At 47.2% G+C, this 18,274-nt stretch carries 16 protein-coding genes; 1 reads left to right on the forward strand and 15 read right to left on the reverse strand.

The window, feature by feature from the left end:
• The 4 genes from EL143_RS00225 to rlmD all read right to left on the reverse strand — a co-directional run bounded on the left by EL143_RS00225 (nt 1) and on the right by rlmD (nt 4,634).
• Nucleotides 1-537, reverse strand: a complete 537-nt coding sequence (locus tag EL143_RS00225; RefSeq protein WP_009117310.1) for a GTP-binding protein — start codon at nt 535-537, stop codon at nt 1-3.
• 11 nt (nt 538-548) lie between these two features.
• Entirely contained in the window at nt 549-1,664 is a 1,116-nt protein-coding gene (locus EL143_RS00230; RefSeq protein WP_085416823.1) for a response regulator, read from the reverse strand.
• Nucleotides 1,665-1,681: 17 nt separating this feature from the next.
• Complete coding sequence (locus EL143_RS00235) at nt 1,682-3,124, reverse strand: 23S rRNA methyltransferase (protein ID WP_232001304.1); 1,443 nt, start codon at nt 3,122-3,124, stop codon at nt 1,682-1,684.
• 163 nt (nt 3,125-3,287) lie between these two features.
• Nucleotides 3,288-4,634: a 23S rRNA (uracil(1939)-C(5))-methyltransferase RlmD gene (gene rlmD / locus EL143_RS00240; protein WP_232001305.1), complete on the reverse strand. Its 1,347-nt coding sequence runs from the start codon at nt 4,632-4,634 to the stop codon at nt 3,288-3,290.
• 113 nt (nt 4,635-4,747) lie between these two features.
• Between rlmD and EL143_RS00245 the strand changes: the two genes are divergently transcribed.
• Nucleotides 4,748-5,740: a L,D-transpeptidase gene (locus EL143_RS00245; protein ID WP_085416821.1), complete on the forward strand. Its 993-nt coding sequence runs from the start codon at nt 4,748-4,750 to the stop codon at nt 5,738-5,740.
• 85 nt (nt 5,741-5,825) lie between these two features.
• On the opposite strand, the gene EL143_RS00250 is transcribed toward EL143_RS00245, so the two are convergent.
• From EL143_RS00250 to EL143_RS00300, 11 genes are all read right to left on the reverse strand, one after another.
• Nucleotides 5,826-6,656, reverse strand: coding sequence for a GNAT family N-acetyltransferase (locus tag EL143_RS00250; RefSeq protein WP_085416830.1), 831 nt, complete (start codon nt 6,654-6,656; stop codon nt 5,826-5,828).
• Nucleotides 6,657-7,017: 361 nt separating this feature from the next.
• The gene (locus EL143_RS00255) at nt 7,018-8,868 is read right to left on the reverse strand and encodes an NAD(P)-binding protein (RefSeq protein WP_085416820.1); all 1,851 of its coding nucleotides are present in this window, start codon (nt 8,866-8,868) and stop codon (nt 7,018-7,020) included.
• A gap of 120 nt (nt 8,869-8,988) precedes the next feature.
• Entirely contained in the window at nt 8,989-9,756 is a 768-nt protein-coding gene (gene hisF / locus EL143_RS00260; RefSeq protein ID WP_085416818.1) for an imidazole glycerol phosphate synthase subunit HisF, read from the reverse strand.
• A 62-nt stretch (nt 9,757-9,818) separates the two neighbouring features.
• Entirely contained in the window at nt 9,819-10,136 is a 318-nt protein-coding gene (locus EL143_RS00265; RefSeq protein WP_085416816.1) for a diguanylate cyclase, read from the reverse strand.
• A gap of 130 nt (nt 10,137-10,266) precedes the next feature.
• Complete coding sequence (gene hisA / locus EL143_RS00270; protein WP_085416815.1) at nt 10,267-11,007, reverse strand: 1-(5-phosphoribosyl)-5-[(5-phosphoribosylamino)methylideneamino]imidazole-4-carboxamide isomerase; 741 nt, start codon at nt 11,005-11,007, stop codon at nt 10,267-10,269.
• A gap of 137 nt (nt 11,008-11,144) precedes the next feature.
• Nucleotides 11,145-11,789, reverse strand: coding sequence for an imidazole glycerol phosphate synthase subunit HisH (gene hisH, locus EL143_RS00275; protein ID WP_085416814.1), 645 nt, complete (start codon nt 11,787-11,789; stop codon nt 11,145-11,147).
• Nucleotides 11,790-11,906: 117 nt separating this feature from the next.
• A complete protein-coding gene (gene hisB / locus EL143_RS00280) occupies nt 11,907-12,800 on the reverse strand; it encodes an imidazoleglycerol-phosphate dehydratase HisB (protein WP_085416813.1) in 894 nt (297 codons plus the stop codon).
• Nucleotides 12,801-12,818: 18 nt separating this feature from the next.
• A complete protein-coding gene (hisC, locus tag EL143_RS00285; RefSeq protein WP_232001307.1) occupies nt 12,819-13,898 on the reverse strand; it encodes a histidinol-phosphate transaminase in 1,080 nt (359 codons plus the stop codon).
• A gap of 282 nt (nt 13,899-14,180) precedes the next feature.
• A complete protein-coding gene (locus tag EL143_RS00290) occupies nt 14,181-15,371 on the reverse strand; it encodes an LD-carboxypeptidase (protein ID WP_085416809.1) in 1,191 nt (396 codons plus the stop codon).
• A 21-nt stretch (nt 15,372-15,392) separates the two neighbouring features.
• Nucleotides 15,393-15,791 (reverse strand): HIT family protein, encoded by a 399-nt coding sequence (locus EL143_RS00295; protein ID WP_085416828.1) that lies wholly within the window; start codon nt 15,789-15,791, stop codon nt 15,393-15,395.
• A gap of 123 nt (nt 15,792-15,914) precedes the next feature.
• A complete protein-coding gene (locus tag EL143_RS00300) occupies nt 15,915-18,194 on the reverse strand; it encodes an NADP-dependent malic enzyme (RefSeq protein ID WP_085416807.1) in 2,280 nt (759 codons plus the stop codon).
• Between the last annotated feature and the right edge of the window lie 80 nt (nt 18,195-18,274).

Raw genomic sequence — 18,274 nt, forward strand, 5'->3', positions numbered from 1 at the left:
TTATACCTCTAAGCCCGGGTCAATAGAAAACAACATAGCACTAACCAGTTGTTTCACATCATCTTCCTGGCGGGCATCAATTTCAAAAACAGGAACATTAAAATTATTCTGAGCCAGATATTTTTGATAAACCTCAATACTCGGCAAAGAGCGGATATCCATTTTTGTTACACCAACTACCAAAGGTGCTGTCTTAAGCAAATCTTTAAACGCTTCCAAAAAGAAATTTAAATCCTTCAGCGGATTGGTTCGGGTATTGTCCAACAATAGAACCAATCCCATGCTTCCTTTACTTAAAATAGTCCACATAAAGTTAAAGCGCTCTTGCCCTGGGGTACCATAGAGATGGACTTTTGTTTCCTCATCCAAACGAATGACACCGTAATCCATTGCCACTGTTGTATAACCCTTACGCACCAATGTCATATCAGAAGCTCGGGCATCAGTTTGAACAGGGGGATCATCCGATAACGCACTGATTGCAGTGGTTTTACCCACACCGACAGGACCGGTAAATATAATCTTATTTTCAATCATTTATACACTCCTTATTTACCAATCAGCTTGCGCATTAATCTATTCAACAAGCCTCTAGGCTGTTCTTTTGAACCACTTGCAGCCCGCTCAGCATCACTAGACATTTTCTTATCAGTAACTTCGCCACTATTCACATTCATGCTAGCAGACACATCTGCGGCAGAAGTAGTCGGCGTGGCATGCTTCTCAGTAGCAAATTCATTATCTGTTGCCAAGAACCCTGTAACATAAGTCGCCGCCATATAATTAAGAATATCAGCCATATCTAAAGGCATAACTTTATACAGCACATTTAGATTTACCGATGTTTTAGTTAAAAATGCAGACAATCTCATCGATTCTGGCACAGGCGCTAAACGAGTGAGGTTAGGCCATCGTTTGAGGGTAAAAACCGTTTGCGGTGTTAAAGGATAAACTAGACGACCTTGTGCTGTCCAAATCGCCATTTGCCACATACATGACATAATTGTGACTTTTGCTTTATCTTTCCATTGCGGATTATCTGGAACTGCTTTACATACAACTTCAAGATTATCATTTTTACACATCCGTTCCAACTCATCTGCACTAACGGTTAACAAAACACGCTGAATGCTCGGAAATACGATTAAAACCGGTTTTCCATTATTTAAAACGGCAGTATCCTGCTGGCGAGCACTTGCCATTTTCAGTGCGCCTAAAAGCCCGCTCTGAGGGTTAAATCGTTTAATGGTTGCTTTTCTATGTTCGTTTTTCGCAGCCGGCTCGATAGACTTCGCAGCTTGATCATCCGGTTTGACTTCGTAAACATTCCCCCCTTGAGCCAAACTCCGTAAAGTTGGGAATAATGTGTCAAACTTAACCGGCTTGGCAAGATAAGGAGCTGTAAGCATAGGTTTTTCAGATGAAAAAATTACCACCGGAATATCACTATGCTGTTGGCGTGCCTCATGCCACGGCAACATACCGCGCTGGGTATCAACATCTACCAAAACCATATCTGGTTTATGTTCCGCACCATCTTCTACGATTTCATAATTAGTCGTATTGTGCATTTTAAATGCCATGCGGAATATAGCTTCCTGTTGTTCGCTAAAATCCTTTAGCATCACCCGTACTGTTTTAACTTTCGGTAACAGACTATCCATTCTTGGTACTCTTATAGTTATTTAGAAATTTCATTAACACGCTGCAATAAGCGGCTCATTGCCAATACTGCTTCTTCTGGCAGAGTTGATGCGCGATCTCTCAGCAGTTTGACAAACTGCTCCAAACGATCCCAGCCTTCTGAACGCTCATATAGATCAAAGAGCGTAATGTAAAGCTGAGATTCTTCCGGATACTGTAAAACCGACTGTTCTAAAGTATCAATGGCTTGATCCAACTGACCATACATTAATAAAGATTCAACTTCTTTAATAACCATATCAGTAGGCGAATTGCTGGTATTGGTTACCGAATCATTCTCCAATACCAAATCACGATAATGCGCTTTCAGCTGCCGTTTAGAAGGTTGCAAATAACCTTTGGCCAAACCAATTTCTCTAATTTGCTGCTCATTGGGGCCTTTTTCTAAATCATCAAACAATTCATGCTGACCCAAACTATAACCCCAACCCAGCATGCGCTCTTTCACTTGCCGCCCATAAGAGCCTAATGAATAATAAAGTTTCCACAAGTGACCGGCAAATTGTTCCACTTCATTGTGTTGGTAATCAAGCTTCAGGGCATCAATAATGAGTGCCGCAGGTTTTTCCGACTTCTGAATTGCACGATTGTACTGTTGAAGCGCTGTTTCATAACCAACTTGATTTCTAAGAATTTTAGTACTGCGTTCCGGCTTCACAAAACCCATAACCGCATTCATTTCTTCGTTCGACAAATCACGAAGTTCCTGAGTGCCTTTAGCTACGACAATTGCACTACGTTTGGAAACACGTTTTTCAGTAGAAACAGAGCCGGATGAGGAAGATTGATGCGCTGTCTGCGCACTTACTGCTTCCTCTACGCCCAATCCTGTCTGCTCGCCAATCTGGCGGGCTACTTCCTGCATACTCCATCCCAACCTAGCCTCTGCAACCACACGTAAGGGTAAGTTGTTCGAGTCTTGCATCAAACCTTCGCGAACATAATCAGACAGGCTATCGCTCGACAAAATATCAGCATGTTTGTCGAGTGTTGTGGCCAACAGGTCTATATTTCCTGTACTCAGACTTAAACTGGCCAGCTCATGAACCAATTTTTCAGGAGCATTACCTTCCATTTTGTTAAGGTAACCCGCCAGCGATGCGGCTGCTTTATCCTCATACCCAAATTGTTTATAAACCTGATATTCAGTCAGTGGATCCACTTCTTTGGCAGAAACAGAAGTAGCACCAGGATCTATTCCCCCGGTGTCCCACTCCCAATCTTGGTCGTCTGTTTCTTCTACCGTTTGGTTGACCATATCCAACCATTCGCCAGAAGATTGCCCTGTTTCATTATTCTCGGCGCGCTTCAATGCCGGCTTAGTTGTCTTTTTATTTCCCGTTTTGTTTTGCTTTAAGCGCACAAAAAGGGCGACAACAACCAGCGCACCCAATAATCCTATTAACAGCGAGTAATTCAAGAAACTCTCCCGATATATACAGTAAGCCTATAAACACTTAATTTATCAAAACAAATGAACAAAAATTGTATCAATAGGCTGTTGATTCCTTAGATGTGGATGATAGCATGACTTGCTTACATCAGTCATTTTGCAAATATTTCTTTACGCCAAAAAATACCGATTATCTGTAAAAAAGACCGATAGACTCAATATGTGCAGTTTGGGGGAACATATTCATAACCCCTACTTCTTTGAATTTATAGCCTTTTTCTACTATCACATTGGCATCCCTAGCGAATGTTGCAGGATTGCAGGAAACATACACTATCCGCTTTGGCATACAGGCAGTTCCCAATGCTTTAACAATTTCATACGCGCCGCTCCGGGGAGGATCAAGCAAAATTTTATCCGGTTTTCCCCATTTTTTTATATCCGCTTGCGTAACAGCAAACAAATCTGCCGTTTCAAAATGTGTATTATCGGCACAGCCATTTATTTTAGCATTCATTTTGGCCCGCTGAACCAACCGGCTCTCGCCCTCTATACCCAAAACATGAGCACCGCTTTTCGCTATCGGCAAGGTAAAGTTACCTAATCCACAAAATAAATCGACAATTTTCTCTCCCTTTTTCGGTTCGAGCATTCTGACGGCGCGTGCAACCATCAACGTATTCAACTCCTGATTGATCTGTGTAAAATCGCCGGGCTGAAACGGCATTTTCACATTGAATTCCGGCATTTCATAAAATAGCTCTGGCATATTCTGCGGGTAAAAAGGTTGGGTCTGATTTGGTTTGGTTTGAAGCCAGATTTGCCAAGCATATTGCTTATTCTTCAAATGCCTGTCTGAAAACATTTTGAGTTTGTCTAAATCTTTTTCAGACAGGCATGAGCGGGTGCAGATATTCAAAGCAGTCAGCAGTTGGCCGACAGAAAATTCAATGTATTCCACCACTGCTTTATCCGACAAACTGTCTAGCAACAAGCGCAAATAAGGCAACACTTCTACTATCTCTTGCGGCAAAACAGCACACTCCTCCAAGTCCACTACTTCATTGCTGCGCCGCGAACGGAAACCAAGTTTCGTTCTGCCTTGCTTGTTTTTGGTAACGCTCAGACGCGCACGATGGCGGTAAGTCCACGGATTACCATAAATAGGTGGCAAAATTTTTTCCGGCTGCACTTTACCGATACGCAGCAATTGCTCTTCCATCACACGTTGTTTGTATGCAACTTGCGCTTTAGCCGAGGCATGCTGCAATACACAGCCGCCACACACACCAAAATGCCGACATATAGGCTCCACCCTATCAGGTGAAGCTTGATAAATATCGACCACTTCCGCCTCATCAAAGCTTTTTTTACTTTGCGTCACACGGAAGCGCACTTCTTCGCCGGGCAGGGCGCCTCGGATAAAAACGGCTTTTCCGCCCACACGCGCAACACCCCGCCCTTCATAATCTACTGCAAAAACTTTCGCCTTATCCTGCATACCGCTCTGCATTTTTACAACCTTAATAGCCGACATTCCGACCCTTACCTAACAAATTCCGATATTTTCTCACAAATTTACCGAAAATACGGTATGATTTCCTTTTTGTTTTTACAACCACAACATATACTTAATAAAGATAATTCACAATGAATAAAACTGGATTAGGCCTGTTTGCCGCCACATTCAGCGGCATCGCGGCAGCCAACACACCCCTACCGGACGTCCAACCTTACTCAGAAGGCCAACACGTTTTTATCAATATTCCCCAACAACGGTTGTTTTTATACACCGACGGCAAGCTGACCAAAGCGTACCCTGTTGCAGTAGGCAAAGCGGCCACCCAAACCAATCTGGGCCGCCACCTTATCGGTGCCAAAGCTTACAATCCTACTTGGCATATTCCGAAATCGATTCAAAAAGAACTGAAAAACGGCAAAACTACCGTACCTCCGGGACCCGACAATCCATTAGGGCCGGTCTTTGTCCGCATGGGCGATCCTAAACTCGGCTTGGGCATCCATGGCACAAATGCCCCGACCAGCGTTCCCGGCGTGCGCAGCCACGGTTGTGTGCGGATGAAATCACCCGATGCGCTCGAATTTGCCAAAGCCATCAACACAGGGGCGCCCGTTGATGTAATTTATCAAATGGCTTCTCTAAACACCGATGCCAACAACAATCTGTGGCTCGCCGCTTTCCGTGATCCTTACCGTCAAAACAATTTGGATGCCAAAGCTTTGCAGGCCAGTATCAGCGCTTGGGCAAAAGCACACGGTAAAACGGTACACACCAAGCGATTGGCCCTTGTATTAAAAAATAAAACCGGTTCTTTGAACTGCATCACCTGCGGCTCGAAAAACGGAAAACCACAAGGCGCCTTAAAATCATTGGCTTGGACCAGCGGCGATGGCGAATTGAGCAAAGCCGTAGCGCCGCCGCCCAAACCTGTGCCGCAGCAAGACGAAATTCTGCCAGAAGGCAGCGAGATCGAAATCGATGCGGGTACGGATACCTTACCGCAATCCGAACGTGCGCCCCAACCTGCCCAAACAGAACAGGAACAACCAACATACTTCAACGCTATTCCGCCTGCCTCTGACGATTATCAGCCGGATAGCGGCACTTCAAACCTGTTTTAAAGACGGTTCGGTTCTTTAAAATCAACAATGCCTGTCTGAAAACATTTTCAGACAGGCATTGTTTTTACTGCCGTAAAACGGGTGATTATCCTTTGAACTCTTCCACTTTGCAGACGAAGTGATGGCCGGTGATGTCAAACCCGTGCCTGAAATATAGGCGGCGTGCCTCCATGCGGTCGTGGCCGACGGTTGAATTAATCTGTATTTGGGTAATTCCTTCTTCACGGGCGATTTTAGCCACTTCGGCCAACAAGCGCGCCGCATAGCCCCTACCCCGGCTGTTGGGAATGGTTACCACATCGTCAATATGGATATAGGTGCCACTGAATAAGTTAACGGAAACCCGGAAACCGCACACTGCTACCGCACTGCTTTTTCCTTCTTCAAAAATGCCCAATAAGCGGTAGCCTTGGGGGCGCTGCAAAGTATTGACCTGTTCGACAAAGCGGTTCACATCCGTCAGCATCGGACGCAAAATGCTTAGTGCGGCAAATGCCGTGGCTGTTTCCGCCGCTTCGATTTCACGCAGCCCTTCAATTACTTGCGAACCGGAAGCAGATGCAGCGGCGGCATTTACCGTTTCTGCCGCTTTCGCTGCCGACGCAGCGTCTTTCTGGCCTTCTTTCTCATCTATTAAAGCATTGCAGTTCATCACCCGCAAATCATTATCGGCCGCAAAATCCATCAAAAAACGGAACATGGCCGGGTTGATTTCTTCCAGGTTTTTATGTACGGCAACGCAGCGCACATTATCCACCAACAAAGGGCGCACCCACTGGTGATAAGAAAGTCGGTTACCTTTATCGAAAGAAGACAAAATGCCGCACAGCCGCTCCGACCAGTCGCTCGGACGGAAAGTTTTTCCTTTACTGGTTGTACCGTGAATAATTATTTCATCAATATTACAAACTAACATAATGCCCTCTTTAAATGTGGTGTGTTCAGGTTCGGCAACATGTGCAAACCGCATTAATAGTGCAGATTATACATAGGTTTGGGCAGTTTATACATTACCGCTTTTTATCCCGTAGTTTTATTTCACGGCATTTTAGATTCAAATCTATCATCCTTACGGTTTTATTAAACCGAGACAGGCTTGTTTCCAAAAACCGAATAAAATAACTATTTTTATTTATTCCGATTAATTTAGAAGAAACTTTATTTCTCTGTTTGTGCAACACTTTGATCAATCCAACCTTTCCTACTTTGAGAACAAAACAATAATGCCTGTCTGAAAATATTCAGACAGGCATCGGCTAACCGCTCAATATAAGTGTTTATGCAGAAGCTTCTTTGACCGCACGGAATGCCTCGTCAACGGCATTCTGCAAATACGGCATCCATGCCACATCGCAACCTGCCATAAAGATATTGCCCACGGGCTTGCGCATCGCGCGGGTAGTGCGCTCCATAGACTGCTCCGTGTCGGCAAGTTCGGCTTGTTCGTAGCTGTAACCGTGCGCCCAGCGGTTTAGGGTAACGTCAACCAACATATCGTCGAAGTTTTCACCTGCCAAGGCATAAAGATGGCGCAGCTGCCCGAACAACTCTGTTTTCAGTGCATCATAACTTTGCCCGAACAATTTTCTGCGGCCATTACGGTATTGCTCACGGACATTCTCGCCTACGAAATCGGTGGCAATGCGGACAGCATGTACAATCATCGGTTCGTCAGGGCTTTGTTGAGCCTGATAACCGCCAATATTTACAGGGTCTTCCAGCTGGATCAAGCAATAAGGCGCGCCAGGGGCATAAAGCGAATAAACGCCGAGCTTTTTAAAAGCCTGTGCATTTTTTACCAAAACTTTGGCATAAACCATCGGCACTTTCACACAGCTCAATTCAGCCTTTTTCTGCGCTTCCTGCATTTGGGGGATAATGCGTGCGGCCAAAGCGCTATGGCCGGCAAAAATACATTTTTTCGCCTGCACTTGCACAAGCTGCTCATCACCGTGTTTCAGATAGGCCACGGCCACGCCTTCGGCATTGTTTTCCGCCAGCAAAGCGGTGCTGTTCAGGCGGATGCGTGTGGTGTTTTCCGGAAGATCAAGCTTGCTGTAATCAAATTTAGCCAGCACGATATCTTCCATCGTATTGCCCTCGGCCACGGTAGGAATCAGTTTGCGCACCAGTAAGCGGGCAATAGAGGCGTTTCCGTCGGGGAAGTGATAAATATAAGGTTCTTTTTCTTCTTCGCCGCCTTCCTCGGGCAGCCCCAAGTTTTGTACGCCCGGATAATTTTCTTCCAAGGCTTCAACTACTGAAATCGCGCTGATGGGGTGCCCCCAGTATTCCGAGCTGATGTCTTTCAGATAATTCAGCGCGCCCTCCGGCAGCTTTACGGTGTCTTTCAGAAAATCATAATAGCTGGTTTCTTCGGCAAATTCGGTGCGCTGACGCTTTTTCTTGCCTTTGAGATAATTGGTTTTCCCTGTGTAAAGCTCAATCAAAGCCTGCTTGGCATCTTCGGCTAAGGGAAATTGCCGGATCACTTCTGCCGCACTTGCTTTACCTGTTTCAGGCAGGCCTGCAACCACGGCAGCTTTGCCGAACACTTCGGGGCTGAAGAAAGCGCCTTGTTTGAGCTGCCATTTTTTCTCGTACAAGTCACGGTTGAAATATTGCTCGAACTTTTTATAGTCGACGCCCAAACTTTCCAACAACGAATGCGCCTGTTTGGAAAACGTGGTTTTAGGCGAATCCAGTGATTCGCTGCCTCCGTAAGTGATGAATGTGCGGTTTTGATAAGTAAATTCGTTGCGCTTGGCATGGCCGCCGAAATCGTCATGGTTATCCAACACCAGCACTTTGGCCTCGGGATGCTTCTGACGGTAAAGATAAGCCGAAGTCAGGCCGCTGATACCGCCGCCGATAACCACCAAGTCATAATGCTCGGCCGCCTGGCCGGGCAGCGTGTATTGCTTGCCCTGCATGGCCATGCTGTGTGCAGCAACTTCACTGCCTTCATGATCACCTCGCAAGCCGTTGAGTGCCGGCGGGTAATAAATTTTAACGGTTTCTTCAGGCTGTGCCGTGCTGTTTTCTTTTAAGCAGCCGCCAAGCATCAGGCTGCCGGTTAAAGCGGCCGAACCTTGGAGAAAGTATCGGCGTGTGATTTTATACTTCATCGTTAATCTCTGTTGTGGATTTTATTAGCACGGCATTATAAAACCTTATACCAATTTAAACAATCTTTACAATTGTAAAAATTATGCCTGTCTGAAATCTTCAGACAGGCATTTTCAGTTTTACAACCTTACCTCTATCCCCGCGGCCTTCATCGCCAATTTGGCTTCGTGGATACTGACCTCGCCAAAATGAAAGATACTGGCGGCCAACACTGCATCGGCTTTGCCTTCTTTCACGCCTTCTATCAGATGCTGCACATTGCCTACGCCACCCGATGCGATCACAGGAATATCCACCGCTTCACTGATTGCCCGTGTGAGCGACAGATTAAAACCGATTTTGGTGCCGTCCCTGTCCATACTGGTTAAAAGAATCTCGCCGGCTCCCCGTGCCTGCATATTTTTTGCCCACTCTACGGCATCAATACCCGTAGCTTTGCGCCCGCCGTGGGTAAAGACTTCCCAGCGCGTATTTTCAGGGTTTACGGCTTTGGCATCAATCGCCACAACAATCGCTTGCGAACCGAAAAAAGCGCTGGCTTCGTTAACCAGATCAGGATTGGTTACGGCAGCAGTATTGATGCTGGCTTTATCAGCTCCGGCATTCAACAGTCTCCGCACATCCGCCACCGAGCGCACGCCGCCACCCACGGTAAGCGGGATGAACACTTGCGATGCCACTTCTTCGATCACATGCAAAATGGTGTCCCGATTGTCGGAAGAAGCGGTAATATCCAAAAAAGTAAGTTCGTCTGCTCCTTCATCGTTGTAGCGCTTAGCCACATCGACAGGGTTTCCCGCATCACGCAGGCCGACAAAATTGACACCTTTCACAACACGGCCGTTTTCAACATCCAAACACGGAATAATGCGTTTTGCCAATGCCATAACAATTCCTTCAATACTCTCAAATAAATACAGGCTGCTCGATTAACCAGCAGCCTGTTTGATTATGCAATAATTTTTTCGGCAAATTCGAGCGAATGCTGCGTCAGCCAATAATAAGATGCCGAGCCGATAAGCGCAAACAACAGCGTGGAAATAAAAGTGGTGGAATATCGGTTTACCGCCCACATCAGCAACGACACAAATGCCCACTCGATAGCCATTGTCATAAAAAACAATTGGTTGATTTCAGGAGGGGAAAAAACCATGATGCTGCGGATCAAAACGGCAAGCCCGGTAAATGCCAAACCTTCCATCACAGCCGAAATGTCGCGCTCAGACGACCATATCAGCCAAAAACCTAAAACAAACACTTCCAACATTTTTTCATTCCCTGCAAATATGCACGCAATCTTGTTTGATATATTTAATTTCAACCCGTCTTCAGGCCGCAAGATTGCCAGTAAATCAAATTAATTTTTCCAGACCAATCCACGCTATATTTTCAGATGCCTAATTTGACAGACTGTCTGCCAGTTTTTGGGCTTCGGCAAAGTCAATGCTGCCTTCATAAATCGCCCTGCCGGTAATCGCGCCTGCGACACCGCTCTCCTGTACTGCACACAATGCTTTGATGTCTTCCAAATCCGTCAGTCCGCCTGAAGCGATGATCGGAATATCAACGGCTTCGGCAAGCTTCACGGTTGCTTCGATGTTAACCCCGCTCATCATGCCGTCGCGGCCTATATCGGTGTAGATGATGCTGTTTACACCGTCATCTTCAAATTGTTTGCTCAAATCAATCACATGGTGCTGTGTTACCGTGGCCCAGCCATCTATGGCAACCATACCGTCTTTCGCATCCAAACCGACGATAATGTGCCCGGCAAACTCTTTACACGCCTCACGCACGAAAGCAGGATTTTTTACTGCTGCCGTACCGATGATGACGTAGCTCAAACCCAAACCGAGGTATTTTTCGATGGTGTTCAAATCCCGGATACCGCCGCCCAGCTGAACCGGCACATCTTTCGAGCTTACTGCCAAAATTTCCTTAATGGCCTCAAAGTTTTTCGGTTCGCCGGCAAATGCGCCGTCCAAATCCACCAGATGCAAACGGCGCGCGCCCTGCTCCACCCAATGCCGCCCCATCTCTACAGGCCTGTCTGAAAATACGGTTGCTTCATCCATCAAGCCCTGCTTAAGGCGCACACACTGGCCGTTTTTCAAATCAATGGCTGGAATCAGTAACATGGCAATATCCGTTATCTTGGGTTATGGAAAAAGCAATAATGCGGATGGTGTAAAGCGTGGTGAAGATCATTTTTCAGACAGGCATCGGCTGTCTTGTTAATGCCTGTCTGAAAATCAGTATAATATTTTAACACAAATTATCCGTTCCAGTGTAAAAAATTACGCAAGAGCAGCAAACCGGCATCATGGCTCTTTTCTGTATGGAACTGGGTGGCAAACACATTATCCCGCCCCACGATACATGCAAATGTTTCAGGATATTCGCTGGTACCCAATACAATGCTTTGGTCTTGCGGCGCAAAGTAATAGCTGTGAACGAAGTAAAAACGGGTTTCGTCGGGAATGTCTTTAAACAGAGAGTGGGATAAAACCTGACGCACGCTGTTCCACCCCATGTGCGGCACTTTCAACTTATTGCCTTCCGCATCCGTATTGCCGGCGGGAAAACGCTTGACTTCTCCTTTGAACCAGCCCAAACCGGGGGTCTGCCCTTCTTCGCTGTAATCAAACAAAAGTTGCGCACCTACGCAAATGCCGAAAAAAGGTTTGTTTTTCAATCCGTCCGCCACGGCTTCGCCCAAACCGCTTCTCTGCAAAGCAGCCATGCAATCGGGCATTGCGCCTTGCCCTGGGAAAATCACTTTGTCGGCAGCAAACACTTCTTCAGGTTTATCGGTCAGCACAATTTCCGCGCCGGTGCCCGCCAACCTGTCTGCCGCCTGAACGGATTTTAAAACCGAATGCAGGTTTCCCATGCCGTAATCAACTATGGCTATTTTCATTGCGATTAACCTTTAAGTTATATTGTTTTGACATACATAACGACTTTCAGACAGGCATATGCCTGTCTGAAAAACCGATACGGGCAGGCTTGGCAGCCTGCTGAAAAAGATTAAATATTATGCGGTCAAAGTGCCTTTGGTTGACGGCATCTGCCCCGCCATTCTCGGATCGTATTCCACTGCCATACGCAATGCGCGGCCAAAAGCTTTAAATACTGTTTCTGCCTGATGATGGGCGTTTATTCCGCTCAAATTATCAATATGCAGCGTCATCATGCTGTGGTTTACCAAGCCGTGGAAAAATTCGCTGAATAAGTCGACATCAAATTTTCCAATCCATGCGCGGGTAAAGTCAAGGTTATATACCAAACCCGGGCGGCCGGAAAGGTCGATTACCACACGGCTCAAAGCCTCATCCAACGGCACATAGGCATGACCGTAGCGGCGGATGCCCGATTTGTCGCCCAAAGCCTGCTTCAGCGCCTGGCCGAGCGTGATGCCGATGTCTTCAACGGTATGATGGTCATCAATGTGCAAATCACCTTTGCAGGTAATATCCAAATCAATCAAGCTGTGACGGGCGATTTGGTCAAGCATATGCTCCAAAAACGGCACGCCGGTATCAAAACGGCTTCGGCCCGTACCGTCCAAATTAAGCGAAATGGTAATTTGTGTTTCGCTGGTATTGCGGGTTACGGTAACGACACGGCCGGACGCATTGCCCATATTAAGCTCAGGAACCGTATCGTCTGACACCTCAACTGCGGCGGTATCGCTTTGCTGCTGAATATCCATCCAACCGCGCGGCTTTCCCATACCGTTTTCCAGCTTGGCGGATAGTGTATTGGTGATACCGCGGCTACCTTCTTCCTGTTTGTTCAGGCGCACTCTGAGCTGATACAGTGAAGCCGGATTATCATAACCGCAACGCCGCGCCAATTCGGAAATGGAACCCGCTTCCTCAATCAGGCGGTTGAAATTTTCATTACGGATTTCTTTTTTTGTTTTCATAAAGTCCACTTACTTTAGTTAATTGGGTTTTAAGATTGAAGTTGTAATATTTTTCAAAACATTTAAAACAGCATCATTCTGTTCAGGGGTGCCTACAGTAATGCGCAGACATTGCTCTAAAAGAGGATGCGTTCCATGTAGTTTTTTAATAAGAATGTTATTCTGCCGTAAAGTTTCAAATACTTTTACAGCATCATTCACTTTTACCGTAATAAAATTGGCTTCACTGGAAAAAACTTTCATTCCCAAATCTGAAAACGCTTCGCTCAAACGGCTGCGTTCCTGTTTCAAAATATCAATGTGCCGGTCAATCCAAGCTCGATTCTGCAAGGCAAATTTTGCAGCGGCAAGGCTCAATTGGTTCATATTATAAGGCGGCACAATCTTGGCCAGCTCCCTCATCACTAAAGAATGGCCGGCCGCATAACCTATTCTCAAGCCTGCAAAACCGATTTTGCTTAATGTGCGCATCACCACCAAATGGCTGCGACTGCCCGCCTGCGGTAAGAAGCTGTCGCCGCTGAACGCTCCATAAGCCTCATCCACCACGATGATTCCCGGAGCGGCATCAACAAGCGCCTGCACTTCTTCCCGCTTAAAACATACACCCGTGGGGTTATTGGGATAAGCTACGAAAACCAAAGCCGGCTGATGTGTTTCAATTGCAGACAACACAGCCGGCAGATTCATGGTGAAATCTTCGTTCAGCGGCACGCCGATATATTCCAAGCCAAACAGCTTTGCATTGTGCCGATACATCACAAAGCTCGGCTCCAAAGCCAAAACTTTTGCTCCGGGCTTGGCCACCAGCAGAGTCAATAGCTGGATGAGTTCGTCGGAACCATTGCCGAGAGCAATATCCGCCTTATCGGATATGCCGAAAGCTTGGCGTAATGCTTCTTGAAGCCCGCTAGCTGCAGGATTCGGATAAAGATTTTCCGGAGCTTCGGCCAACAAACGCCCCAACCGGGCTTTGAGCTCCTCCGGATAGCGGTAAGGCATTTCCATGGCATCCAACTTGATGCAGGAGGAAGGCGCATCTGCCACGGAATAGGCAGTCATTTCTTGAATATCGGAACGTATGATTTGGTGCAACATAGTTTGTGTATCCATCAACCGTATTAATTATTTGCTATCGGCTTACTGTAATATTACGTTCTAAAACCCATAACATATTAAATAAATATATTAAATATTAAGCCAAGTATAAACTATAACATAAATTATCAAACTTCGTTTACATGTTTGCTGCAAACAGTATCAGTATCGTAAAACCATTCAACAGATAATGCCTGTCTGAACACGCTAACATACTTTCAGACAGGCATTATATTCAGTAGCTAAATGTTTGGCACCATTTACCCGGCGGCAAGTACCTAATTATTCCAAATCCCCTTTTTCTTCTATGATCTGGTTGTAACCGCTCAAGGGATCTTCAAACGATACCGGCGGCGGTAACAAAGTATCCAGTGCCAGCGTATTCTTATCCAAAACCGGGTAGCCGCTGAACGTAACGGAATAGCCGCCATCCGAACTTGGTTTCACTTTGGCATGTCCGCCCAACGGGAAAGTGGATTTGTTGGTAATATGGCCGAACGGAAAACCTGTTAGCACCGGCACTTTGGCCACTCTGCTTATCGTGTTGACCACATGGGTAAAATCATAACTGCTGTCATAAATATCACGGATGGTTCCCATGCGGAAATCACCCAAAATAATGGCTTGCTGCTTTTGCAATACTCCGGCCAAAAGCAGAGTTTGCAGCATACGCTCGATTCGGTAAGGCTGCTCGCCCACATCTTCTAAAAACAAAATGCCGCCTTGGATATCCGGCATATAAGGCGAACCCACCAAAGATGCCAACACGCTTAAATTCCCGCCCCAAAGCGTACCTTCCGCGCTCACGCCTTTGCGCTGGATAGACGATACGGCGATGGTGTTTTGCGTATTGGTGGTACCGCTGATAAACGAATCCATTGTATAAGGACTGGGCATGGTTTTACCGAATTCACTATACACCATCGGCCCTGCAAAACTCATCATATTGCCCTTGGCCAAAAGCGCAAGTTGAATGGCGCACACATCGCTAAAGCCCAAAAACAGAGTTTGCCGCTCGCGCATTCTGGCGCCAAGCGAAGCAAAATCAATGTGCGGCAGCAAACGTGCCGCACCATAACCGCCACGCAGCCCCATCAGCACTTTCGGTGTTGCCACCCGCCCTGCCGCCACATCTTGAAAATCGGCAATCCTTTGCGCATCCGCACCGGCAAAGCGCTGGTAACGGCGGTAAGCCGCTTCTTGGTTGGTTACGGTAAATCCTGCATTATAAAGACGGGTTAATCCGATTTCGATGCGGCTTCGGTCTTCCGCAAAGCCTGAAGGTGCAACAACTCTTAACACATTGTTCCCCGATCGTTTAATGGTCGGCTTCGGCTGAACAGGCACGGCTTTTCCGGCGGATTTCACGGCCGGCTTTTTTTGCGCCCCGCCCGTACAAGCCTGCAACACACCGGCGCCGGCCACCGCCGCTCCTGCGCGCAGCAAATTACGGCGTGAGGTTTGCCAATCCATATCGTTTCCTTTTCATTCAGTTTAATTGATTAATGCTTTGATTTGCTGCGGCCAATCATGCGGCAGCGTAACAGTAGGCGTGCGCTTGGGAGCCGCCCAAATGGGCGCGGGGAAATGTGCGTCTTCGCTGAAACGCGCAATCACATGCCAATGCAAGTGCGGAACCACATTGCCCAAACTGGCCAAGTTGATTTTGGCAGGCCGGAACACTTGGCGCATTGCGCTTTCCACGCGGTACACCATATCCATTAATTCATTGCGTTCCGTAGCCGAAAGGTCGGTCATCTCCGCAACATGCCGCTGCCAAATCACGCGGCAGAAAGCCGGTGCATCGGCTTCGTCGTGCACGGCAATCACCCGTAAATTGTCGGTTTGCAGCAAAATGTCTTCGTTTTGCGCATTACATATCGGACACGCCACGGCAGCCTCCTCAAACAAAATGGTGTTTATTTTAAAGGATAAGCGTGTTTGTCGAAAGCCTGCAATGATAACAATGCCTGTCTGAATTTGGCTTTTCAGACAGGCATTGGTGCTCAATCAAGCTTATTGGCGCTGCGCATCCACAGCGGTTAATGCAATCATGTTCACAATCCGGCGTACGGTGGAAATAGGCGTAACGATATGCACGGGTTTATTCATGCCCATCAAAATCGGACCCACCGTGATGCCGTTGGTTGCATTCACACGCAACAAGTTATAGCTGATGTTAGCGGCTTCAACATTGGGCATAACCAGTAGATTGGCGGAACCGGTTAGCGTGGTTTCCGGATAAATGGATTTGCGCATATCTTCATCCATCGCCACGTCTGCCTGCATCTCACCGTCGATTTCCAATTCGGGATCCAGCTCCCGTATTATTTCGAGCGCACCCTGCATTTTCACGGCATCTTTATCTTGGCGCGAACCGTAGTTCGAGTTCGACACCAACGCCACCTTCGGCTTGATGCCGAACCGCTTCATTTCTTTGGCGCACATCAGGGTACCTTTAGCCAATTGCTCGGCATCCGGGTCTTCGTTGATATAAGTATCTGCAATAAAGAAATTGCCTTTATTGGAAATCAGCGCATTCATGGCAAATGCGTGTTTTTCAAGGTTGTTATAACCGATTACTTCTTCAAAAATGCCGAAGTGGTCGTAAAAGCGCCCCATTGTGCCGCACAACATGCCGTCGGCATGACCCAAACGCACCATCAACGCACCAATCAAAGTGCTGTTGGCGCGTACGCGGCGGCGTGCCATTTCTTCGGTAACGCCTTTACGCTGACGCAAGCGGTAATATTCTTTCCAACTTTCTTCAAAGTGCGGGTTATCGTCAATATCGATCAGCTCAAAATCGCGCCCCGGCTGAATAGTCAGGCCTTGCGACTGCAAACGCTCTTCGATCACTTTGCGCTGCCCCACCAAAATCGGGAAAGCCAGTTTTTGCGAAACCACTTGCTGCGCAGCGTGCAAAATACGCTCGTCTTCTCCCTCGGTCAGCACAATGCGTTTAATCTGTTTGCGCGCTTGATTAAATATCGGACGCATAAACAGGCTGGTTTTGTAAACGAACTGGTGCAGCTTCTCAACATAGGCATCCATGTCGGTAATCGGACGGGTTGCCACGCCGGAATCCATTGCCGCCTGCGCCACAGCCGGCGCGATTTTCGCAATCAGACGCGGGTCGAACGGTTTCGGAATCAGATACTCCGGGCCGAAAGTCAGATCGGCATCCTCATATGCACCCGCCACTTCCGCACTTGACTCAGCCATCGCCAAATCGGCAATCGCGCGCACACATGCCAACTTCATTTCTTCGTTGATGGTGGTTGCTCCCACATCCAGCGCGCCACGGAAAATGAACGGGAAACACAATACATTGTTCACTTGGTTGGGGAAATCCGAACGGCCCGTACCGATTACTACATCGGGGCGCGCAGCTTTGGCTTCAGGCGGCCAAATTTCAGGCTGCGGGTTCGCCAAAGCCAGTACGATAGGCTTGTCGTTCATGGTTTTGAGCATATCCACGCTCAAAAGATTCGGGCCGGAAAGGCCTAAGAAAATGTCTTTACCCACCACGGCATCGGCCAACACACGTTGCCCGTTATCTGCAATGGCATAGCGGATTTTAGATTCGTCCATGCGTTCGCGGTCTTCGCGAGTTTGGTAAATCACACCTTTTGAATCGCAAACCGTGATGTTTTCGGTTTTCATACCCAGCGCAACCAACAAATCCAAGCAGGCAATTGCGGCCGCACCGGCACCGGAACACACCAAACTCACATCGGCAATATTTTTGCCTACCACACGCAAGCCGTTGATTACCGCTGCTGCGGTGATGATCGCCGTACCGTGCTGGTCATCGTGGAATACGGGGATATTACAGCGTTCGCGCAGCTTTTTCTCGATATAGAAACATTCGGGCGCTTTAATGTCTTCCAAATTGATACCGCCGAATGTCGGCTCCAAAGAAGCAATGATTTCCACCAATTTATCGGGGTCTGTTTCGTTTACTTCGATATCGAAAACATCAATACCGGCAAACTTTTTAAACAAAACGCCTTTACCTTCCATCACGGGTTTACCGGCCAGCGCGCCGATATTGCCCAATCCCAACACAGCCGTACCGTTCGAAATCACCGCAACCAAATTGCCCCGTGCAGTATATTTGTAAGAGGCAAGCGGATCATTATAAATTTCCATACAAGGCGCCGCTACGCCGGGCGAGTACGCCAACGAAAGGTCATACTGGGTGGCCAAAGGCTTGGTTGGTGCCACTTGAATCTTGCCCGGAAACGGGTATTCATGGAAATGAAGTGCTGCTTCTTTGATTAAATCGTCCATTTTGTTTTCAATCCTAAATATCTGTATTTTTTGTGGGGTGTAATTTGGTGTAACCGTAATGTTAACACGGGAGGCGGTTA

The sequence above is a fragment of the Neisseria canis genome, assembly GCF_900636765.1.
GTDB classification, from domain to species: Bacteria; Pseudomonadota; Gammaproteobacteria; order Burkholderiales; family Neisseriaceae; genus Neisseria; species Neisseria canis.